Source organism: Arthrobacter sp. PAMC25284 (genome assembly GCF_019443425.1).
Lineage (GTDB): Bacteria > Actinomycetota > Actinomycetes > Actinomycetales > Micrococcaceae > Arthrobacter > Arthrobacter oryzae_A.
On record NZ_CP080382.1, the window covers coordinates 1,562,098 to 1,581,200 of the forward strand.

Here is a 19,103-nt window from a genome sequence, read left to right on the forward strand (position 1 = left end):
GGTCGGTTGCTCCCCGGCTCAGCGTATGCGCGTGAGGCGCCCCTCACAGTTGTGCAAAGTGCCCTATAGTCAACAGTCATGAGGCAGAACGCACCAAGATTGATAGCACTGCGGGTGCCTGTCCGCAGCAGATGCCCCGGCCGTGGCTGCTGAGCCGCCGGAGCAGCTCGGCTTCGTCACCCTGGACCAGTTCCTGCACAAGCTGCCAGCGCGCCTGACCGTATTGCACGATGCGGGCAACGGCGCGGATCGGCTGCGCTGGGTGGAACCAAGCGAGCTTGAGGATCCGACGCCGTACCTGCTCGACGGCGAATTCCTGCTGACCGCGGGGCTGCCGTTCCTGGACGAAGGCGGACGCGAGGAACGCGTGGACGCCTACGTCCGGCGGCTTGTCAGCGCCCGCGTCGGCGCGCTTGGCTTCGGCCTGGAGCCCTACTTCGATGCCGTCCCGGACACCGTGCTACAGGCCTGCCGGCGGCACAACCTGACCCTTGTTGCCGTCCCGCGGACTGTCCCCTTCGCCGCAGTCGGACTGGAGTTTTCCCGGCTGCTCGAATCGGACTCCGCAAAGACCTTCCGGCATCTGGCCGACACCAACAAACAGCTCATGCGCGCGGTGCTGTCCGCCCGGCCCGAGCACGAGCTCCTCGCGGCGCTGGTGCAGCGGGTGCCCGTCTGGGCAGTCCTGCTCGGCTCCGACGGACGGGTGCGCGCCCGCGGTGCAAGCGGAGCGACCCAGGGCATTCCGGCCAGCGCGGACCCGGCGCTTCTCAAGCCGCTTCTGGCCAGGCTACTGGCCGGCAGCGGTCCCCGGGTAGAGATGGATTCGTTTGACGCCGCGGGTTCCTCACTGGTTTTCGGCTACCCGCTGCGCAGCACGCGGGACGCCACCCTTGGAGCCCTCGTCCTGGGCACGGACACCCCGTTGACGCCCGCGCAGAACAGTGTGGTGGCGACCGTCGTCGGGCTCCTGGAACTGCTGGTCCGGCAGCGCACGAGCGGTGCGCTGGCGCCCAGCCAGCTCGCCACCGCCCTGCTGCTGCATCCCGACAGGATCGCGGCAGGTCCCACCCGGCACATCAACGGGCTCAAGGACCTGCTGGCGCAAAGTGTTTCCTCGACCAGATCCGGGGAGCTGCGTGTGGTGCAGGGAATCCGCCCCGATGCCGCGCCCGGGACGAGCCGCACCGGCGAGGGTCCGGTCCGGGAACTGCTTGACTGGCGGCGTCTCTTCGACACCAAGCTCGTGGAAGTCACCGACTACGGCTTCGCGGCCATCACCCGGCTGAAGGTCGACGACGCATTGCTGGCCGACGTTGAACGGCTCGGCTGGCGCCTCGTGATCGGCAGCGGCACGGAATTGACCGGCCTCGCCACCGCCTACCAGGACGTGACATCCCTGCGCGGCCGTGCCCGCTCTGACAGGCGCAGCATCCGGGCCGATGAGGTGTCCTGGTCCGTGACCGGACTGTTGGGCCAGGAGGCCGGTGCGATGCTGGCGGCCCGGCTGCTGGGACCACTGCTGGCGCTTGAGACCGTTCGCGGGGACGGCCTGCTGGGCATCCTGCGGGCATGGCTCGGCGAGAACGGCAGCTGGGACGCCACGGCGAAGGCCACCGGCCTGCACCGCAACAGCGTCCGCCGGCAGATCGGCATGATTGCCGACCTGCTGGGCATGGACCTCGACCGGGCGCAGGCCCGGGCCGAACTCTGGATTGCCCTGCAGTACACCCGCCGTCCCGGACCGCTGGGCGGCCCTGGCGAAGGCCCCGCGACGGGCCCGGTTCAGCCTTCCCAGCCCCGGTAAGTCCCGGGCCGGTGGTCCCGGAGATACGAGACAGCATCGGCGTCGTCCGGGCCAGCCACCCCCACCTCGGCAAACAGCAGTTCGGCCCCGGATCCGGCGGCCGCCAGCAGCGAACCGTCGGCAGCCGCAATGACGCTGCCGCCCGGGAATTCGATGCCGTCCTCGGCGCCGGCGTGGTTGGCGTAGGCGACCGCCATGTGGTTCTCCAGCGCCCTGGCCCGGATCAGGACCTGCGGCACGGCGTCGAACCCGGGGCCGAGTGCGGTCGGGACCAGAAGCAGACCGGCGCCGCGGAGCGCGGCGGCGCGCGCCGTTTCGGGAAACTCAATGTCGTAGCAAATCGCCAGGGAGGTGCGGACGCCGTGAAAATCCACGACGGCGGGAGCCGCATCGGCCGCCTTGAAGACCGAGCGCTCGTCCGGCCCAAACAAATGGACCTTGGCATAGCTGAGCAGTTCCGTGCCGTTCCCGTCCAGGAGGGTGGCCGTGATGCGCCATTGCCCGTCTGCGGTCACGGCCGGAAGACTGTAGACCAGGCCGATGCGGTGCTGCCGGGCTATCTCCACCATGACCTGGCGGATCGCGGGCAACGTGCTGGGATCCAGATCAGTCCGGAGCCGGCACGGCGCATAGCCCACCGGGAACAGCTCCGGAGTGAGCAGCAATTGCCCGCCCGCTGATGCCGCTCTGCGGGCAGCGTCGTCGATCGCATCGCAGTTCGCCGACACATCGAGCACGGCAGCCTTCGCCTGCATCAGGGCCAGTAGCACCATTACCACCTCAAGGATCGCCGGGTCTCCGCACACCGCCTGCGGACGAACCCAGCGTAGCCGGGCCCGGGGTGGGAGCAGCGGTGCATTTCCGCCCCCAGGGACCCTCCACCGGACGGAATGCCCCCAATGGACGGCGGTCTCTTCTGCAACGATTGCGTTAACTTCTTGACTACAAGCCGCGGATACGGCACGCTTCTTTACATGCCCTCACCAACGAGCTCAACGAGGAGCCGTACCAAAAACCCCGGATCGCAGTCCGCCCTCCGTCACCTGAACCAGCAGCGGATCATCGATTGCCTCCGGTCAGGCCCGTCCACGCAGGCGGAACTGGCACGGCAGACCGGCCTGTCCACCGCCACCGTCTCCAACATCGTAAAAATCATGCAGGACGAGGGGACGGTCTCGACCGAGCCGACCACCAGCTCGGGGCGGCGCGCCCTGAACGTCCGACTCAACGGCAATGGCATCGTAGCCGTCGGCATCGACTTTGGCCGGCGGCACCTGCGCGTGGTCCTGGCGTCCCTGGGCTACCACGTGATTGCGGAGGAATCGGTTCTGCTGCCGCTCGGCCATCACGCCGACGAAGGCATCGCGGCCGCTGTCGCACTGCTGGACCGGCTGCTGGAGCAAAGCGGCGTCCAACGCAGCGCCCTGGTGGGTGCCGGCGTCGGCATCCCAGGACCCATCGACCGCCGCACCGGCACCGTCGCCCAAGGGGCAATCCTGCCTGAATGGGTCGGCATCAACATCCTGGAGCACCTTGAAGAAACTCTGAAGATCCCCGTCTTTGTTGACAACGACGCCAATCTTGGCGCCCTGTCCGAAGTCACCTGGGGGCCGCACGGCGGCATCTGCAACCTGATGTTCCTCAAGATCGGTTCGGGCATCGGCGCCGGCCTGATCCTCAACGGCGCCCCGTACTACGGCAGCGTCGGCGTGACGGGGGAAATCGGCCACGCCACCATTCATGAGCACGGGTTGGTGTGCCGCTGCGGCAACCGCGGATGCCTGGAAACCATTGCGTCCACGACCACCATGATCGAGCTCCTGAGCCGGGGCGAGAACTACCCCCTGGCCCCCGGGGACATCGTCCGGAACGCGCTCGCGAAGGATCCAGCGACACTGCGCGTGGTGGATGACGCCGGCCTCGCCGTGGGGCGGGCCCTCGGCAACGTGGCCAACCTGATCAACCCCGAAGTCATCGTGATCGGTGGCCCGCTGGCAGTCCTCGGTGAGCTGCTGCTCACGCCCGTCCGGCGGGGACTGATCCGCCACGCCGTGCCGGTCATCGGCGAATCCACCACGCTGACTATGTCCTCGCTCGGCGAGCGGGCAGAGGCTCTGGGGGCCGCGGCCCTGGTCTTCCAGCACGCCGGAATCCGCGCGCCGTGACGCTATCGTTATCGAGCTGTTGCGTTAAAGACTTGACGACAATGCACGTGATCCAGTTTACTTTTTCATCAGACGGCCCTGTTTTTTACAGGGCGACAACGAAGTCACCACGGGAGGCGTACGGCACATGACGTCCGACACCACGCACAGCGATCCGATCATTCTTGAAATGCGATCCATTACCAAGGAATTTCCCGGCGTCAAGGCCCTCGACGAGGTCAGCCTCCGGGTCAAGGCCGGCGAAGTCCACGCCATCTGCGGCGAAAACGGCGCCGGCAAGTCGACCCTTATGAAGGTCCTTTCCGGCGTATATCCCTTCGGCAGCTATGACGGCGACATCGTCTACCAGAACGAGGTTCAGCAGTTCAGGGACATCCGGGCCAGCGAACACGCCGGAATCGTGATCATCCACCAGGAGCTCGCCCTGATCCCGGAGCTCTCCATCATGGAGAACATCTTCCTCGGCAACGAACCCACCAGGCGCGGTGTCATTAACTGGGATGAGGCCCGCAGCCGGTCCATCGAGCTCCTGGCCCGAGTTGGGCTCCGCGAGGACCCGGACACCCCCATCAAGGAAATCGGCGTCGGCAAGCAGCAGCTCGTGGAAATCGCGAAGTCGCTGAACAAGTCCGTCAAAATCCTGATCCTGGACGAGCCGACGGCAGCCCTGAACGAGTCCGACTCACAGCACCTGCTGGATCTGATCCTGGGCCTGAAGGGCAAGGGGATTACGTCGATCATCATTTCGCACAAACTCAACGAGATCGAACAGATCGCGGACTCCATCACCATCATCCGCGACGGAAAATCGATCGAAACCCTTAACGTCAAGGCCGACGGTGTCGACGAGGACCGGATCATCAAGGGCATGGTCGGCCGGACCCTGGAGTCCCGCTTCCCGGAACATGAACCGAAAATCGGCGACGTGCTCTTCGAGGTCAAAAACTGGACCGTTGGCCATCCGCAGATCGAGGACCGTTTGGTCTGCAAGGGTTCAAACTTCCACGTCCGCAGCGGCGAGATCGTCGGTTTCGCCGGCCTGATGGGCGCGGGACGGACCGAACTGGCCAGGTCAATCTTCGGCCGGTCCTACGGCCGTTTCATTTCCGGCCACCTCTATAAAGAGGGTAAGGAAATTACCCTGAAGACCGTCCGCCAGGCCATCGACGCCGGCCTCGGCTACGTCACGGAAGACCGGAAGTCGCTCGGACTGAACCTGCTCGATGACATCAAGACGACCACCGTGTCCGCCAACTTGGAAAAAATCAGCAAGCGCTCAGTCGTCGATGACAACAAGGAATTCGCCGTCGCCGAGGAATACCGGAAGTCGCTGCGCACCAAGACCCCGTCCGTCGAGGAAGGCGTCTCAAAACTCTCCGGCGGCAACCAGCAAAAAGTGGTGCTCGCGAAATGGATGTTCACCGATCCGGACCTGCTGATTCTTGACGAACCAACCCGCGGAATCGACGTCGGCGCGAAGTACGAGATTTACGGGATCATCCAGCAGCTGGCCAACCAGGGGAAGGGCGTCATTGTTATTTCCTCCGAACTGCCGGAACTACTGGGGCTCTCGGACCGCATCTACACCATCTTCGAGGGCGCCATCACCGGTGTCCTCAACAAGGAAGAAGCCAGCCAGGAAAGCCTGATGAAACTGATGACTTCCGCCCGCACGGCCGCCTGACTTTCTGGAACATTCCAGACCCTTCCAGACACAAGGACTGACACAATGAACGCGTTAAAGAAGCTCTTTGGCGGCAACACCCGCCAATTCGGCATGATCTTTGCCCTCGTGGCACTGATCGTCTTCTTCCAGGTGGCCACCGGCGGCAATACGCTCACCTCCGGCAACGTCATCAACCTCTTCAACGGCAACTCCTACATCCTGATCCTTGCCATCGGCATGGTGCTGGTGATCATCGCCGGACACATTGACCTGTCCGTTGGTTCCGTCGCGGCCGTTGTGGGCGTGGCCGTGGCCATGGCCGTCCGGGACTGGGGTATCCCCTGGTACGCCGGCGTTCTGCTGGGTCTGGTCCTCGGCGCGCTGATCGGGATGTGGCAAGGCTTCTGGGTGGCCTACGTCGGCATTCCGGCCTTCATCGTCACGCTGGCCGGCATGCTGTTGTTCCGTGGCCTCAACCAGTTCATCGGCAAATCAAACACCATCCCGGTCCCCCGCGACTTCCAATATTTGGGCTCCGGCTACCTCCCGGAGGTGGGGCCGGACACCGGCTTCAACAATCTCACCCTGTTGCTTGGCCTGGCCGGTGTTGCGTTCGTCATCTTCAGCGCCGTGCGCTCCCGCTCCCATGCCAAGACCATCGGCGCCCACGTCCCCGAAGCCTGGGTCGTTATCACTAAGCTGGTCCTGGTCTGCGGCGCCATCCTGTTCGCCACGTACCTCTTCGCCACCGGCCGGCCCGGTACCTCGTTCCCCATCCCGGGCCTCATCCTGGCCCTCCTGGTGCTGATCTACGGTTTTGTGTCCTCCAAGACGATCGTCGGCCGCCACGTCTACGCCGTCGGCGGCAACCGCCACGCGGCCGAGCTGTCCGGTGTGCAGTCCAAGAAAATCAACTTCCTCGTCATGATGAACATGTCGATCCTGGCCGGCCTCGCCGGCATGATCTTCGTGGGCCGCTCCACCGCTTCCGGCCCGTTCGACGGCGTCGGCTGGGAACTGGACGCCATCGCGGCCGTGTTCATCGGCGGCGCAGCAGTAACCGGCGGCGTCGGCACCGTGATCGGATCGATCGTCGGCGGCCTCGTGATGGCCGTCCTGAACAACGGCCTGCAGCTGCTGGGCATCGGCGCCGACCTGACCCAGATCATCAAGGGCCTCGTCCTGCTGATCGCGGTGGCCTTCGATGTTTACAACAAGTCCCAGGGCAAAAAGTCCATCATCGGCCTGATGATGAAGAACTTCGGCCGGAACAACGAGATCAAGCCTGACGAGACGACCCGCACCAAAGAGGTCATTCACCGCGAGGCCTGATCGGCTCCCCCACACGCTTCCCACTCCACCTATAGAAAGAGAACCAAGTAATGCAAATGATTGGTAAAGCTGGAAAGGCAGCGGCAATCGCCGCTATTGCAGCACTGGCGCTGACGGCCTGCGGCCGCTCGGAGCCCACCACGGCAGGCGGCGCCTCCGGCGCAGCAGGATTCCCGCAGGACTCCTCGATCGGCGTCGCGCTCCCGCAGAAGACCAGTGAAAACTGGGTCCTGGCCGAGAAGCTGTTCAACGACGGCCTCAACGGAGCCGGATTCAAGGCCGATGTGCAGTTTGCCAACGGCGGCGTTTCCGAGCAGCAGAACCAGATCAGTGCCATGGTCACCAAGGGTGCCAAGGTCATCATCGTCGGTGCCATCGACGGCGCCCAGCTCGGCACCCAGCTCCGGCAGGCCAAAGACGCCGGCGCGACCATCATCGCGTACGACCGTCTGCTGCTGAACACCGAGAACGTGGACTACTACGTGGCCTACGACAACTTCAAGGTCGGCGAACTGCAGGGCCAGGCGCTGCTGGACGGAATGAAGGCCAAGAAGCCCGAGGGCCCGTACAACATCGAGCTCTTCGCCGGGTCCCCGGATGATGCCAACGCGAAGGTCTTCTTCGACGGCGCCATGAGCATCCTGCAGCCGAAGATCGACGACGGCACCCTCACGGTCATGTCCGGACAGACCTCGTTCGAACAGGCCGTCACCCAGGGCTGGAAGGCTGAAAACGCCCAGCGGCGTATGGACACCCTGCTCGCAGGCACCTACGGTTCCGCGACGCTCGATGGCGTGCTGTCCCCGAACGATACGCTGGCCCGGGCAGTCCTGACCTCCGTCAAGGCCGCCGGCAAGCAGCTTCCGGTCATCACGGGCCAGGACTCCGAGGTTGAGTCCGTCAAGTCCATCATGGCCGGCGAGCAGTACTCCACGATCAATAAGGACACCCGCAAGCTCGTTGAGCACGCGATCACCATGGTCAAGGACCTGCAGGCAGGCAAGACGCCCGAGGTCAACGATGACAAGTCCTACGACAACGGCACGAAGGTCGTTCCGGCGTTCCTGCTGGAGCCGGTCATCGTGACGGCAGAAAACGTCAAGACGGCCTACACCGACGATCCGGTACTCGGCCCGCTGACGAAGTAGTCGCACACCAGGCAGTCCGCGCTTCGGCCGGAAACTGCCGCAAGAGCCCCGGCTCCCCCGCAATGAACTGCACCCCGAAAGTTGGACTGAGAAATCAGTTCTGACTCTCGGGGAGCAGTTCAGCAAGGGAGGGCCGGGGCTCCTTGTGTCCGGGCCGGCTGTGTCCGGCCCCGGCTGCAGCAAGGCCCCGGTGCCGCGTTCCAGGCTTTCACAGCGCAGACACAGCCACGGGCTGTCCGCCGCACAGCCCGCCCAACGACTCTTGGACGAGCAGCCGGCCATACCGTCCGGCACAAGATCCTAGGAGTCCAGTGAGCGTCCTCGCCCGAAGCGTAGGTAATGCCTTCCGAAACAAGGTCCGGACCGGGGCCGTGGTGGCAGTACTGGCCGTCGCAATCGGCCTCGCCCTGTCCATGCTCGTTGCCAATCAGGCGGTGGCCGCCAAGGTGGCGGAACTCAACACCTCTGTCGGCACCGTCCTGACCGTCAACCCGGCCGGCGGCCAGGGCTTCGAAGGCGGCGGCGAACCGCTGACGTCTGCCCAGGCCGCCACGGCCGCCGCCGTGCCAAACGTAACGTCCGTCGTCGGGACCCAGGCGCTCCGGCTGAGCAACGCCACCGCTGCCGCCGCCGGGCAGGGCGGCCCGGGCGGGCAGCCCACCGCGGCTCTCACCACCAGCCTCACGGCCGCCGTCGATGCCGGAACCCTCGGCAACCGCAACCAGGACACGGGCACGACCGGCACTGCGCAGCCCGCGCGGACGCTTTCGATCACCGCCACCGGGATCGGCGCCGAAGTGGACACCACCGGCAAGGCGCTGGAAATCACTGACGGCACCGGCCTGGGCGATTACACGGCCGTGTCCGACACTGCGATCCTCGGTACCACCCTCGCCGAGAAAAACGGCGTGTCCGTCGGCTCCACGTTCACCATCAACGACCAGACGTACACCGTCGCGGGGCTGTTCGACGCCGGGACGGCCTTCGGCAACAACGCCCTCTACCTCACCCTCCCGGCCGCCCAGGCCCTGGCCGGGCTGCCGGACGAGCTGTCCACGATGATCGTCACGGTCGACAGCATGGAAAACGTCGACGACGCCAAGATTGAGCTCCAAAGTGCACTCGGTGCCGATAAAGCCGATGTCACGCAGGGTCAGCGCAACCTCGAAACCGCCGTCAGCTCGCTGGACAGTGTCAAGAACATCTCGCTGCTCGCCTTCGTTGCCGCCCTTGGCACCGCTGGCGTGATCATCCTGCTCATTATGGTCATGCTGGTCCGCGAGCGCCGCCGGGAGATCGGCGTCCTCAAGGCGATCGGCGCCCCTAACAGGACCATCGGTCTGCAGTTTGTCCTCGAGGCCCTCGTGCTCGTGACACTGGGCAGCGCGGTGGGCGCCGCCGTCGCATCCTTCGCCAGCGGCGGCATCGCCTCCGCCCTGGTCAGTACCAGCACCACTTCAACTACGACGGCGGGACCCGGCCAGCGCGGCGGCGGAGGCGGCGCTGCCTTCGGCGGTGCCAACCAACTGCTGACCTCCGTCACGGCGAGCGCCTCCCCCGGCGTCATTGCCGCCGGCATTGCCGCGGTGTTCGGCGTGGCCATCATCGGCTCACTCGTCCCGGCCCTGCTCACCGCCCGTATCCGCCCCATCGAAGTCCTCCGAGGAGAGTAGCCATGATCGAAGTCAAGAACCTCGTCCGCACGTTCAATTCCGGCGACCGGACCATCAAGCCCGTCAACGACGTCAGCTTCGAGCTTGAACAGGGCACCCTGGCCTCGATCGTGGGCAAGAGCGGCAGCGGCAAAAGCACCCTGTTGTCCCTGCTCGGCGCGCTGGACAAGCCGACCAGCGGCGACGTCATCGTCAACGGCGTGAGCCTCGCCGGTATGCCGGACGGCAAACTGACCGAGTACCGCCGCCGGGACATCGGCTTTGTGTTCCAGCAGTTCAACCTGATCCCCAACCTCTCGGCCGTCGACAATGTGATGCTGCCGATGGAATTTGCCGGCGTCGGGAAGGCGGCGCGGCAGGAACGGGCCCGGGAACTGCTCGAACAGGTCCAGCTCGATCCGGAAAAGCATGTCCGGCGCATCAACCGGCTCTCCGGCGGCGAACAGCAGCGGGTGGCAATCGCCCGCGCCCTGGCCAACGAGCCCAAACTCATCCTGGCCGATGAACCCACCGGAAACCTGGACGAGCAGACCGGTGACCACATCATCGAACTGCTCAGCTCGCTCAGCCGGGACCACAACACCACGATCCTGGTGGTCACCCACGACCGGGCCCTGGCCAACAAGACGGACCGCCGGTTCCGGCTGCAGCAGGGCCGGCTCACCGAGGAAACCGCCCGGATCAAGTCGCCGGCCGCAGCGACGGCCTGAGCGACGAAACGGCCTATCCGAAGCGACCCGGACCCGCACCGGACGGCTTCCGCAAGGTGCAGGAGGATCTGGTCCAGACCCTCCTGCACCTTTCGTAGTCTTCCCCCCATCCCTCCCGCACCTTTCGGCGTTTCCCGCCCATCCCTTCCTCAGCTCCCGCAGCAATACCCCACACCCTCCCGCAAGTGGGTGAGAGGATGGCACCATGACCGCCCACATCGCGACGCCGTGGCTTTTCTCCCAGCCGGATCAGGACCCCCGCACAGCTACCGGCGCCAGGCTGCGCTGGGGCGTGATCGCCACCGGCGGCATCGCCGCATCCGTGACCCGGGACCTGGCCCTCCTGGCCGACGCAGAGCTTTACGCGGTCAGTTCCCGCACCCAGGCGGCCGCGGATGCCTTCGCCGCCGACTACGGCTTCTCCCGCGCCTACGGTGACGACGATAAGCAGATCGGGTATCGGCGGCTGCTGGAGGATGACGCAGTGGATATCGTCTACGTCGCCACTCCGCACGCCCACCATCACGAAATCGCCCTGGCTGCGTTGTCCGCGGGCAAGCACGTACTGTGCGAGAAAGCCTTAACTGTCAACGCCAGGGAAGCTGCGGAGCTTGTGACTCTGGCGCGGACCAAGGGTCTGTTCCTGATGGAAGCGGTGTGGAGCCGCTTCCTGCCCGGGATGCAGCGGGCCTTCGACATCGCCGCCTCCGGCGAAATCGGCGAGGTCCAGTGGGTCAGTGCCGATCTTGGCTTCCCGGCGCCGTACTCCCCCACGTCCCGGCTCTGGGCGCCGAAGGACGGAGGCGGCGCCCTGCTGGACCTGACCGTCTACCCGCTGCTGTGGGCGCTGGGCACACTGGGCTTTCCGCAGACCGTCAGCGCCACCGGATGGCTGAACGACGACGGCGTCGACGCCCAGAACGCCCTCACTCTCGGGTACCAGCACGGCGCGCAGGCGCAGCTGACATCATCTTTGCTGGCCTACGGCCCCCGCACCGCCACCGTGGCGGGCAGCCTGGGGTATTTCCAGAGCGTCGGCTCGATCAACAATCCTGCGGAGCTGCTGGTCAGGACCGGCTTCGACGAACCGCGCCGTGAACACTTCGACGTCGTGGGCCGGGGCTACACCTACGAGCTCCGGGAGGTGACGCGCTGCGTCCAGCAGGGCCTCACCGAGAGTCCCGTGATGCCGCTCGAGGATTCCCTGAACATGATGCGGCTTTTCGACGGCGTCCGCGCCCAGCTCGGGGTCAGCTACCCGAACGACGCCCGCGGCTGACGTCACGGATCCAGTTCTCTTTCGACGTGCTATGGACTCGCAGCGGAGGGCCCGACCTAACCTGAAAGGTATCGTCGGGTTGTCCGGGAACGGGGGTGTGCGCATGGAGCCAGCTTCCAGGACGTTCTGCGCGTCTCTCCGCAGGCCGTTGCGCCGGCTGCTGCTGGCTGGAATCACCGGCGTTGTCTGGCTCGGGCTCTCCGCCGGGGCCGCCACCGCCGAGGGCGGCCAGGCCCTCCCCGGGGCGGGCGGCACTGCTGGCGCCGTTGGGGCCGCTGGGGCTGCGGGCGTCGATGCCGACGACCTCTTCGACGATGATGCGGTGGATACCTACGCCGACGATCTCTTCGACACCGATGATGAAGAAGACTTCTTCGGCGCCGGGGATGACGACCATGGCGATGACCATGCCGCTGCGGGTCCCTACCATGCACCTGTCGTCGTTGAGTGGTCGGCGGTTTCCGTTCCGACAGAGCCTGCAGCGACTCCGACCGCGGCAGCGGCATCCCCGGATCCGACGGCTTTGGAACCGGACGGCGGGCCAACCGCTCCCGCCCTTGATCCGGCCACTGACCCGGCCATCGTCCCCGACCCGGCAGCGCCTCCACAGCCGGGTGGCACACCCGGGCCCGCGCCTCCCGCCGCGGATCCAGCACTGGATCCGGGCCTGGATCCAGACGGGTCCGTGCCCCCTTCAGACGGCACGCTTCCGGATGGCCAGGATCCCCGACAGAACCCTCCGGCGGACGACACCACGTCACCGGCGGAAGGATCCTCGACTGATCCGCCCAGTGCAGCTGGTATTTCTCCGGATGCCGGGCCTGCCGATGCTGCGGCAGACGCGGAAACCGCCGGGCCCGCCGGGGCACCGGGTGATGCGCACGTCGACACGCCATCCCTGGAGGCGCCACGTCCGGCACAGGTTCTGTCCCCGCGCGGTCCGGACGTTAACTGGCAACCGGCAACGCCCTATTACTTTCCTTCCCAGCCCTGGGCAGCCGCCCTCCCGCCCGCAGCCGCTGTTCCGGCGGCGCAGAGGGCCCAGGCACCCCCTGCCCCGGTGTCCGATGACGGCGGTACCCCGGAGCCAGGCCCGGCAGGCCCGGGACCCTGGCACGCCGGCACCGGGCTACCCGGACCGGATGCGTTGCCACCCGCGCCAGGTTCCGGCTGCGGAAGCGGGCACTCCTCCCAAGGTCCCGGCGCGACGGCCGCCTGGCTTCCAGGCTTGAACTTCTCTCTGCCCGTCACTGGGGCCGACCCCATCAGCGGTCCGCTCCAGCACGGGGAATCAGCCTTCTGTGCTGACCCCGGTTCTTCCCCTGACTGACTAAGCCGTCTCTGACTCCCCAGAGCACGGCCCTTCGGGCTGCCATGCTGCACCCGTTAGACGTCATCCAGGAGAATTCCCATGGACAATCCCGTCCTTACCCGGGGTTCCGGCACGCCACTTCAGAACCGGACGCCGCTGTCAGCGCACTGCAGGTCCTGCCCGCCGCCACCAGGCCCGGAGCGAAAGTTGCGACCGCCAGGACATGCGCCAGCGCCGGCGGACCACAAGACCCGTCCGCCCTAATGAACCCGATGGTTTCCGTCCAGGTCCGGTGGCTTCCGGAGCGAAGGTCGTTGGGTCCGCTGGGGGACCCAACGGCATTCATTGGCTCAGGTGGAGGAGCCGGACCCTGGCAGGTTGACCAACTCCTCGTTGTTGCTGCCCATACCCGACCCCGTATTATTCTCGGAGGGCGCCGCCGTGGCGTACCGGAAAGGACGGGGCAGCGTGGACGGGTCACCCGCAGACAACACGACGGGGCTGTTGGGTGGCCGCTATAGACTGGGCGACGTCATCGGCCGCGGCGGAATGGCCACGGTCTACACCGCACGGGACATGAACCTGGGCCGCTCGGTCGCGCTGAAGCTGTTCGACCCGCGGCTGGCCGACGCCGATGAACTCAGGCGCCAGGACGCCGAGATTGAACTCCTGGCCAGTTTGAATCATCCAGGCCTCGTGACATTGTTTGACGCCGGAGCGGACAACAGAATCCCCGGCGAACCGCGGCCGTTCCTGACCATGGAATTGGTGGACGGCGAGGACCTCAGGGACAGGCTGCGGCGCAGCCCGGTGACACTGGAGGAATTGGCCGTCATCGGTGCCGGTGTCGCCGATGCCTTGGCGTACGTCCATTCGCTTGGCATCATCCACCGCGACATAAAGCCGGCAAACATCCTGCTGGCTCCCGTCAGGGCCGGGGACCCCCTTCGGCCAAAACTGACCGATTTCGGCATCGCTAGGATTATCGACGGCACCCGGCTCACGGCCACCGGCACCATGGTAGGAACCGCCGCCTATTTGAGTCCGGAACAGGCCCGGGGCTCTGATATCGGCCCTGCCAGCGACATCTACTCCCTAGGGCTGGTGTTACTCGAGTGCGTCAAACGCGAAATCGAGTACCCGGGCAACGCCGTGGAGTCGGCTGTGGCACGCCTCCACCGCCAACCGGCCGTCCCCGAACACCTCGGGCCGGAATGGACGCAACTGATCCGCGCCATGACTGCCGCGCTACCGTCTGAGCGCCCCTCCGCAACCGCTGTGGAAACAGCCCTCCGCAGCGCCGTCGCCTCGCCGGAGTCCACTCCGGGTCTACCGGCAGGAATGGAAACCCAAGTATTGCCTGCCCCGCCGGCGCGGCCTCCCCAGCTGCCTGGCACCGGAGACGGCAACGGAACGCTTCGGATGGAACCGTCCCTCTCCGGCGGCGCTTCCGGCCACACCGGCCCGCCGCGGCCCGCCCGGCCGCCCGGGCCGTCCCGCTGGCCTGCCCGCCTGCGACGAACCGGCCGGCGAACTCGCATCGCCGTGGCTCTCGCCGGAGTGGCGTTGCTCGGAGCGATCAGCGCCGGAGCCATCGCCCTTTCTGTCCCGGAAGCCCCCGCCGTCGTTGTCCCGTATCCCGCCGTCACGGGCAGCCTCGGCGAGCACCTGAAACAGCTGCAGGAGAACGTCCAGCCATGAACCGCAACAGCAGCCAGTCCCGTACCGGAAATCGCCGCCCCCCGATACTCACCGGGTTCCTTCTTTCCGCCGCACTGACCGGTGTCCTCGCCGGCTGCGGCGGTCCGGCGCCCGAGCTCAGTAACGACGCCGCCCGTGAACTCCAGTCCCAGGTCCTGGCAGTCACCGAAGCAGCAGCGGCTGACGACGCAGGCACCGCGCTGACGCTGCTCGATGAACTGGCGACGCGGCTCGATGGGGCCGCGGCGCGGGGCGAGGTCTCGTTCAAGCGCCACCAGAGCATCGGCGCGTCCATCGACGCCGTCCGAGTCGACTTGACGGCACGGAAGGCCGCCGTGGAAGCAGCAGCCCAGGCCGCAGCGGAGCAGGCTGCGGCGGAAAAAGCAGCAGCGGAGAAGGAGGCTGCGGCGCAAGCCGCTGCAGCCCAGGCCGCGGCTGAGCAGGCGGCGGCTGAGCAGGCGGCGGCTGAGCGGGCCGCCGCCCAGGGCAAAGCCGACAAGCCAAAGGGCAAGGGAAAAGACAAAGACTGAGGCGGCCGGGCACGGGGCCGAAGTCCGCCCGGCTGCGGCGCGCCGCACCCGACGCTTATCTCCTTGGACACGGAAACGGCGCACCGGGAACTCCCGATGCGCCGTTCCGGCACTACAACTTATTCCTCAGGGACTCAGCCCAGCATCCCCAGGACCTGGCTGAACGTGGCCGAAGGGCGCATGACGGCGGAGACCTTGGCCACATCGGGGCGGTAGTAACCCCCGACGTCGACCGGCGAGCCCTGCACAGCCAGCAGTTCGTCGTTGATCGCATCCTCGTTCGAGGCCAGCGCGTCGGCGACGGCGGCGAAGGCGGCGGCCAGCTCGGCGTCGTCGGTCTGCCGGGCCAGTTCCTGGGCCCAGAACTTGGCCAGGTAGAAGTGGCTGCCGCGGTTGTCCAGTTCGCCGGCCTTGCGGCGCGGGGACTTGTCCTCCAGCAGGAACGTGCCGGTGGCACGGTCCAGGGTGTCGGCCAGGATCTGGGCGCGGGCGTTGCCCGTGCTCACCGCGAGGTGTTCGAAGCTGACGGCCAGGGCAAGGAATTCGCCAAGGCTGTCCCAGCGGAGGTGGTTTTCCTTGATCAACTGCTGGACGTGCTTGGGAGCGGAGCCGCCGGCACCGGTCTCGAACAGTCCTCCGCCATTGATCAGCGGCACGACCGAGAGCATCTTGGCGCTGGTGCCCAGTTCCAGGATCGGGAAGAGGTCCGTGAGGTAGTCACGGAGCACGTTGCCCGTCACGGAGATCGTGTCTTCACCCTTGCGGATGCGGTCCAGCGTGTAGGGCCGTGGCCTTCTCCGGGGACATGATCGTGATCTGGAGGCCATCGGTGTCGTGCTCGGCCAGGTATTCCTCGACCTTGGCGATCATCCGGGCATCGTGCGCGCGGCCCTTGTCCAGCCAGAACACAGCCGGCGTAGCGGAGGCACGGGCGCGGGTGACGGCGAGCTTGACCCAGTCGCGGATCGGCACGTCCTTGGTCTGGCAGGCACGCCAGATATCACCGGGCGAAACCTGGTGCTCGACGAGCACGGTGCCGGCGTCGTCGACGATCTGGACGGTGCCGGAGGCCTGGATCTCAAACGTCTTGTCGTGGCTGCCGTACTCCTCGGCAGCCTGGGCCATCAGGCCGACGTTCGGCACGGTGCCCATGGTGGTCGGATCGAAGGCTCCGTGGGCCCGGCAATCGTCGATAACCACCTGGTAGATGGCGGCGTAGCTGCTGTCCGGCAGCACCGCGAGGGTATCGGCCTCCTGGCCGTCACGTCCCCACATGTGGCCGGAGCTGCGGATCATGGCCGGCATTGAGGCGTCGACGATCACGTCGGAGGGCACGTGCAGGTTGGTGATGCCCTTATCCGAATCGACCATGGCCAGTTCGGGGCCGTCGTTGAGGCCCTTCTGGATGGCAGCCTCGACGTCGGCGCGGATCTCCTCGGGGAGGTCGTGAAGCCCGTTCAGGATGGAGGCAAGGCCGTTGTTGGGGCTCAGGCCGGCCGCGGCGATCTGCTCGCCATAGCTGGCAAAGAGATCCGCGAAGTAGGCCTTGACGACGTGGCCGAAGATGATCGGGTCCGAGACCTTCATCATGGTGGCCTTCAGGTGGGCGGAGAACAGCACACCCTCGTTCCTGGCCCGGGCAACCTGGGCCGCCAGGAACTCATCGAGGGCGGCGGCGCGCATCACGGTTCCGTCGATGACCTCGCCGGCCAGGACGGGGAAGGCACGTTTGAGGACCTTGACCGTGCCGTCTTCCTTGACCAGCTGGATCTTGACGTTGCCGTCGGCCTTAATGACCACCGACTTTTCGTTCGAGCGGAAGTCGTCGGCGTCCATGTGGGCGACGTTGGTCTTCGATTCGGACGTCCAGGCGCCCATGCTGTGCGGGTTCTGGCGGGCGTAGTTCTTGACCGACAGCGGGGCACGGCGGTCTGAGTTGCCCTCGCGCAGCACCGGGTTCACCGCGGAGCCCTTGATCTTGTCAAAGCGGGAGCGGATGTCCGTCTCCTCGTCCGAGGAGGGGTTGTCCGGGTAGTCCGGCAGTGCATAGCCCTGGGCCTGGAGTTCCGCGACGGCGGCCTTCAACTGGGGCACGGAGGCACTGATGTTCGGGAGTTTGATGATGTTGGCCTCAGGCGTTTTGGCCAGCGCACCGAGTTCGGCCAAGGCGTCGCTGACGCGCTGGTCCTCCGTGAGGTAGTCGCCGAATGAGGCGATGATGCGGCCTGCCAGCGAAATGTCGCGGGTCTCCACTTCCACACCGGCAGTGGAGGCGAAGGCCTCGACAATCGGCAAGAACGAATAGGTGGCCAGCATCGGCGCTTCGTCGGTGTGGGTATAGATAATCTTTGCCATTGCGCGGGCGTCTCCCTGAAGGTCTGGGTGTATCCGGAATCGTGGGTTTTGCAACATTCCTAACTTACCCGAGGACACCGGCTTGGCGCCTACCGGCGGCGGCCAACGGCAGATCCATGACATCCCATCACGAATCAACAAGATTTGACAAACGACTTTACAGACTCGTCACACTGCCGTAGTTTCATTCCCATCCCAGCGGCCGCCCACGGTGGCCGCACCGCTTTCCTCCGGTTAGGACACCATGAGAAAACCCAAGACTCTGGCCACCAGCCTGTTCACCCTTACGGCCGCAACCCTGCTCGCTCTCGGAGCGGCCGGCCCCGCCGCAGCGTCCCCCGCAGCTGCCAAGGCGCCCGCTCCGGCGGACGGCGTCAGCAGCCATCTGGTGACCGATGCCGGCGTGGGCTACTGGACACCGGAGCGCATGCGGACCGCCGTTCCCGGCGACGTTCTGGGGAAGAAAGCGATGGAACGCGGCGCTCCGGCCAGGCCGTCCGCCCCGGTGGAGAAGGGTGCCCCGAGCACCATCGAGACCATGGCGCCAAAGGCCGCCGCCACGGTCAAGAAGGCCAACGCCAGCGAGTCCCCCGTCCCGCACATCGGCAAGGTGTTCTTCACCCTCGCCGGGACCAACTACGTTTGCTCCGGCAACTCGGTCTCCGCCGGCAACAAGAACACCGTCTCCACTGCCGGGCACTGCCTCAATGAGGGCCCCGGCGCCTTCGCCACCAAGTTCACCTTCGTCCCGGCGTACCAGAACGGTTCCGCACCCTACGGCCAGTGGACGGCCAAATCCCTGCACGCACCGAGCCAGTGGGCCGCCAACGGGGACTCGACCTACGACACCGGCTTCGCTGTGATGTCCACGCTCAACGGCCAGTCCCTGTCCGACGTCGTGGGCGCCTCCGGCCTGCAGTTCAACGCGGCCCGGGGCTTGACCTACAAGGCGTTCGGGTACCCGGCGGCGGCGCCGTTCAACGGCGAAACCCTCAAGAGCTGCTCCGGCACCGCCAAGAATGACCCCTACAACCCGCAGTTCAACTCCCAGGGCATCCCGTGCAACATGACCGGCGGCTCCTCGGGCGGGCCGTGGTTCATCGGTTCCAGCTCCACCGGCTACCAGAACTCGGTGAACAGCTACGGCTACGGCAGCAACTCCACCACGATGTACGGCCCGTACTGGGGCTCGGTCATCCAGCAGACCTACACCACGGCGGCCGCCTCCTAGCTTCCGCCCAGCAGTCCGACGGCGGTTGCCCCACCAGGGCGGCCGCCGTCGTCGCGCAACTGGACATGTCCCCCGTACAGCCCAGCCACCGGACATAATCCCAACCTGCTCACTCCTTGCCACAAAAAATGGACATGCCCTCCCGGAACGGGAGGGCATGTCCATTGTTTGGGCGGCGGGGCTGCCCGGCGGCC

At 66.3% G+C, this 19,103-nt stretch carries 13 protein-coding genes and 1 pseudogene; 11 read left to right on the forward strand and 3 right to left on the reverse strand.

Annotation, left to right across the window (positions count from 1 at the left end):
* The first annotated feature begins 142 nt into the window (after positions 1-142).
* Positions 143-1,807 (forward strand): PucR family transcriptional regulator, encoded by a 1,665-nt coding sequence (locus KY499_RS07255; protein WP_219886644.1) that lies wholly within the window; start codon positions 143-145, stop codon positions 1,805-1,807.
* Here KY499_RS07255 and KY499_RS07260 read toward each other — a convergent pair.
* The gene (locus KY499_RS07260; RefSeq protein WP_219886645.1) at positions 1,786-2,580 is read right to left on the reverse strand and encodes a nitrilase-related carbon-nitrogen hydrolase; all 795 of its coding nucleotides are present in this window, start codon (positions 2,578-2,580) and stop codon (positions 1,786-1,788) included. The two genes, KY499_RS07255 and KY499_RS07260, sit on opposite strands and share 22 nt — an antisense overlap.
* 201 nt (positions 2,581-2,781) lie before the next feature.
* On the opposite strand from KY499_RS07260, the gene KY499_RS07265 reads away from it, so the two are divergent.
* The 7 genes from KY499_RS07265 (at position 2,782) to KY499_RS07295 (ending at position 11,780) form a co-directional block, all read left to right on the forward strand.
* Complete coding sequence (locus tag KY499_RS07265) at positions 2,782-3,972, forward strand: ROK family transcriptional regulator (RefSeq protein WP_123254370.1); 1,191 nt, start codon at positions 2,782-2,784, stop codon at positions 3,970-3,972.
* Between the two features lie 127 nt (positions 3,973-4,099).
* Positions 4,100-5,656, forward strand: coding sequence for a multiple monosaccharide ABC transporter ATP-binding protein (gene mmsA, locus KY499_RS07270; protein ID WP_123254279.1), 1,557 nt, complete (start codon positions 4,100-4,102; stop codon positions 5,654-5,656).
* A 45-nt stretch (positions 5,657-5,701) separates the two neighbouring features.
* Complete coding sequence (gene mmsB, locus KY499_RS07275; RefSeq protein WP_123254278.1) at positions 5,702-6,970, forward strand: multiple monosaccharide ABC transporter permease; 1,269 nt, start codon at positions 5,702-5,704, stop codon at positions 6,968-6,970.
* 50 nt (positions 6,971-7,020) lie between these two features.
* Positions 7,021-8,118 carry a sugar-binding protein gene (locus tag KY499_RS07280; RefSeq protein ID WP_123254277.1) on the forward strand — a complete coding sequence of 366 codons (1,098 nt, stop codon included), beginning with the start codon at positions 7,021-7,023 and terminating at the stop codon, positions 8,116-8,118.
* A 311-nt stretch (positions 8,119-8,429) separates the two neighbouring features.
* The gene (locus KY499_RS07285; protein ID WP_219886646.1) at positions 8,430-9,791 is read left to right on the forward strand and encodes an ABC transporter permease; all 1,362 of its coding nucleotides are present in this window, start codon (positions 8,430-8,432) and stop codon (positions 9,789-9,791) included.
* Between the two features lie 2 nt (positions 9,792-9,793).
* Positions 9,794-10,501, forward strand: a complete 708-nt coding sequence (locus KY499_RS07290; RefSeq protein WP_123254275.1) for an ABC transporter ATP-binding protein — start codon at positions 9,794-9,796, stop codon at positions 10,499-10,501.
* Positions 10,502-10,706: 205 nt separating this feature from the next.
* The gene (locus KY499_RS07295; RefSeq protein ID WP_219886647.1) at positions 10,707-11,780 is read left to right on the forward strand and encodes a Gfo/Idh/MocA family protein; all 1,074 of its coding nucleotides are present in this window, start codon (positions 10,707-10,709) and stop codon (positions 11,778-11,780) included.
* Here KY499_RS07295 and KY499_RS07300 read toward each other — a convergent pair.
* Positions 11,752-12,210 carry a hypothetical protein gene (locus KY499_RS07300; RefSeq protein ID WP_219886648.1) on the reverse strand — a complete coding sequence of 153 codons (459 nt, stop codon included), beginning with the start codon at positions 12,208-12,210 and terminating at the stop codon, positions 11,752-11,754. The genes KY499_RS07295 and KY499_RS07300 overlap by 29 nt on opposite strands.
* 1,350 nt (positions 12,211-13,560) lie before the next feature.
* Here KY499_RS07300 and KY499_RS07305 point away from each other — a divergent pair.
* Both KY499_RS07305 and KY499_RS07310 read left to right on the forward strand, forming a co-directional pair.
* Positions 13,561-14,793, forward strand: coding sequence for a serine/threonine-protein kinase (locus tag KY499_RS07305; protein WP_375141127.1), 1,233 nt, complete (start codon positions 13,561-13,563; stop codon positions 14,791-14,793).
* Positions 14,790-15,323 (forward strand): mucin-associated surface protein, encoded by a 534-nt coding sequence (locus KY499_RS07310; RefSeq protein WP_219886649.1) that lies wholly within the window; start codon positions 14,790-14,792, stop codon positions 15,321-15,323. Before KY499_RS07305 ends, KY499_RS07310 begins: the two co-directional genes overlap by 4 nt.
* Positions 15,324-15,457: 134 nt before the next feature.
* Here KY499_RS07310 and KY499_RS07315 read toward each other — a convergent pair.
* A pseudogene (locus tag KY499_RS07315) lies at positions 15,458-17,678 on the reverse strand (NADP-dependent isocitrate dehydrogenase).
* Between the two features lie 244 nt (positions 17,679-17,922).
* On the opposite strand from KY499_RS07315, the gene KY499_RS07320 reads away from it, so the two are divergent.
* Complete coding sequence (locus KY499_RS07320; protein ID WP_219886650.1) at positions 17,923-18,909, forward strand: serine protease; 987 nt, start codon at positions 17,923-17,925, stop codon at positions 18,907-18,909.
* The last annotated feature ends 194 nt before the right edge of the window (positions 18,910-19,103 follow it).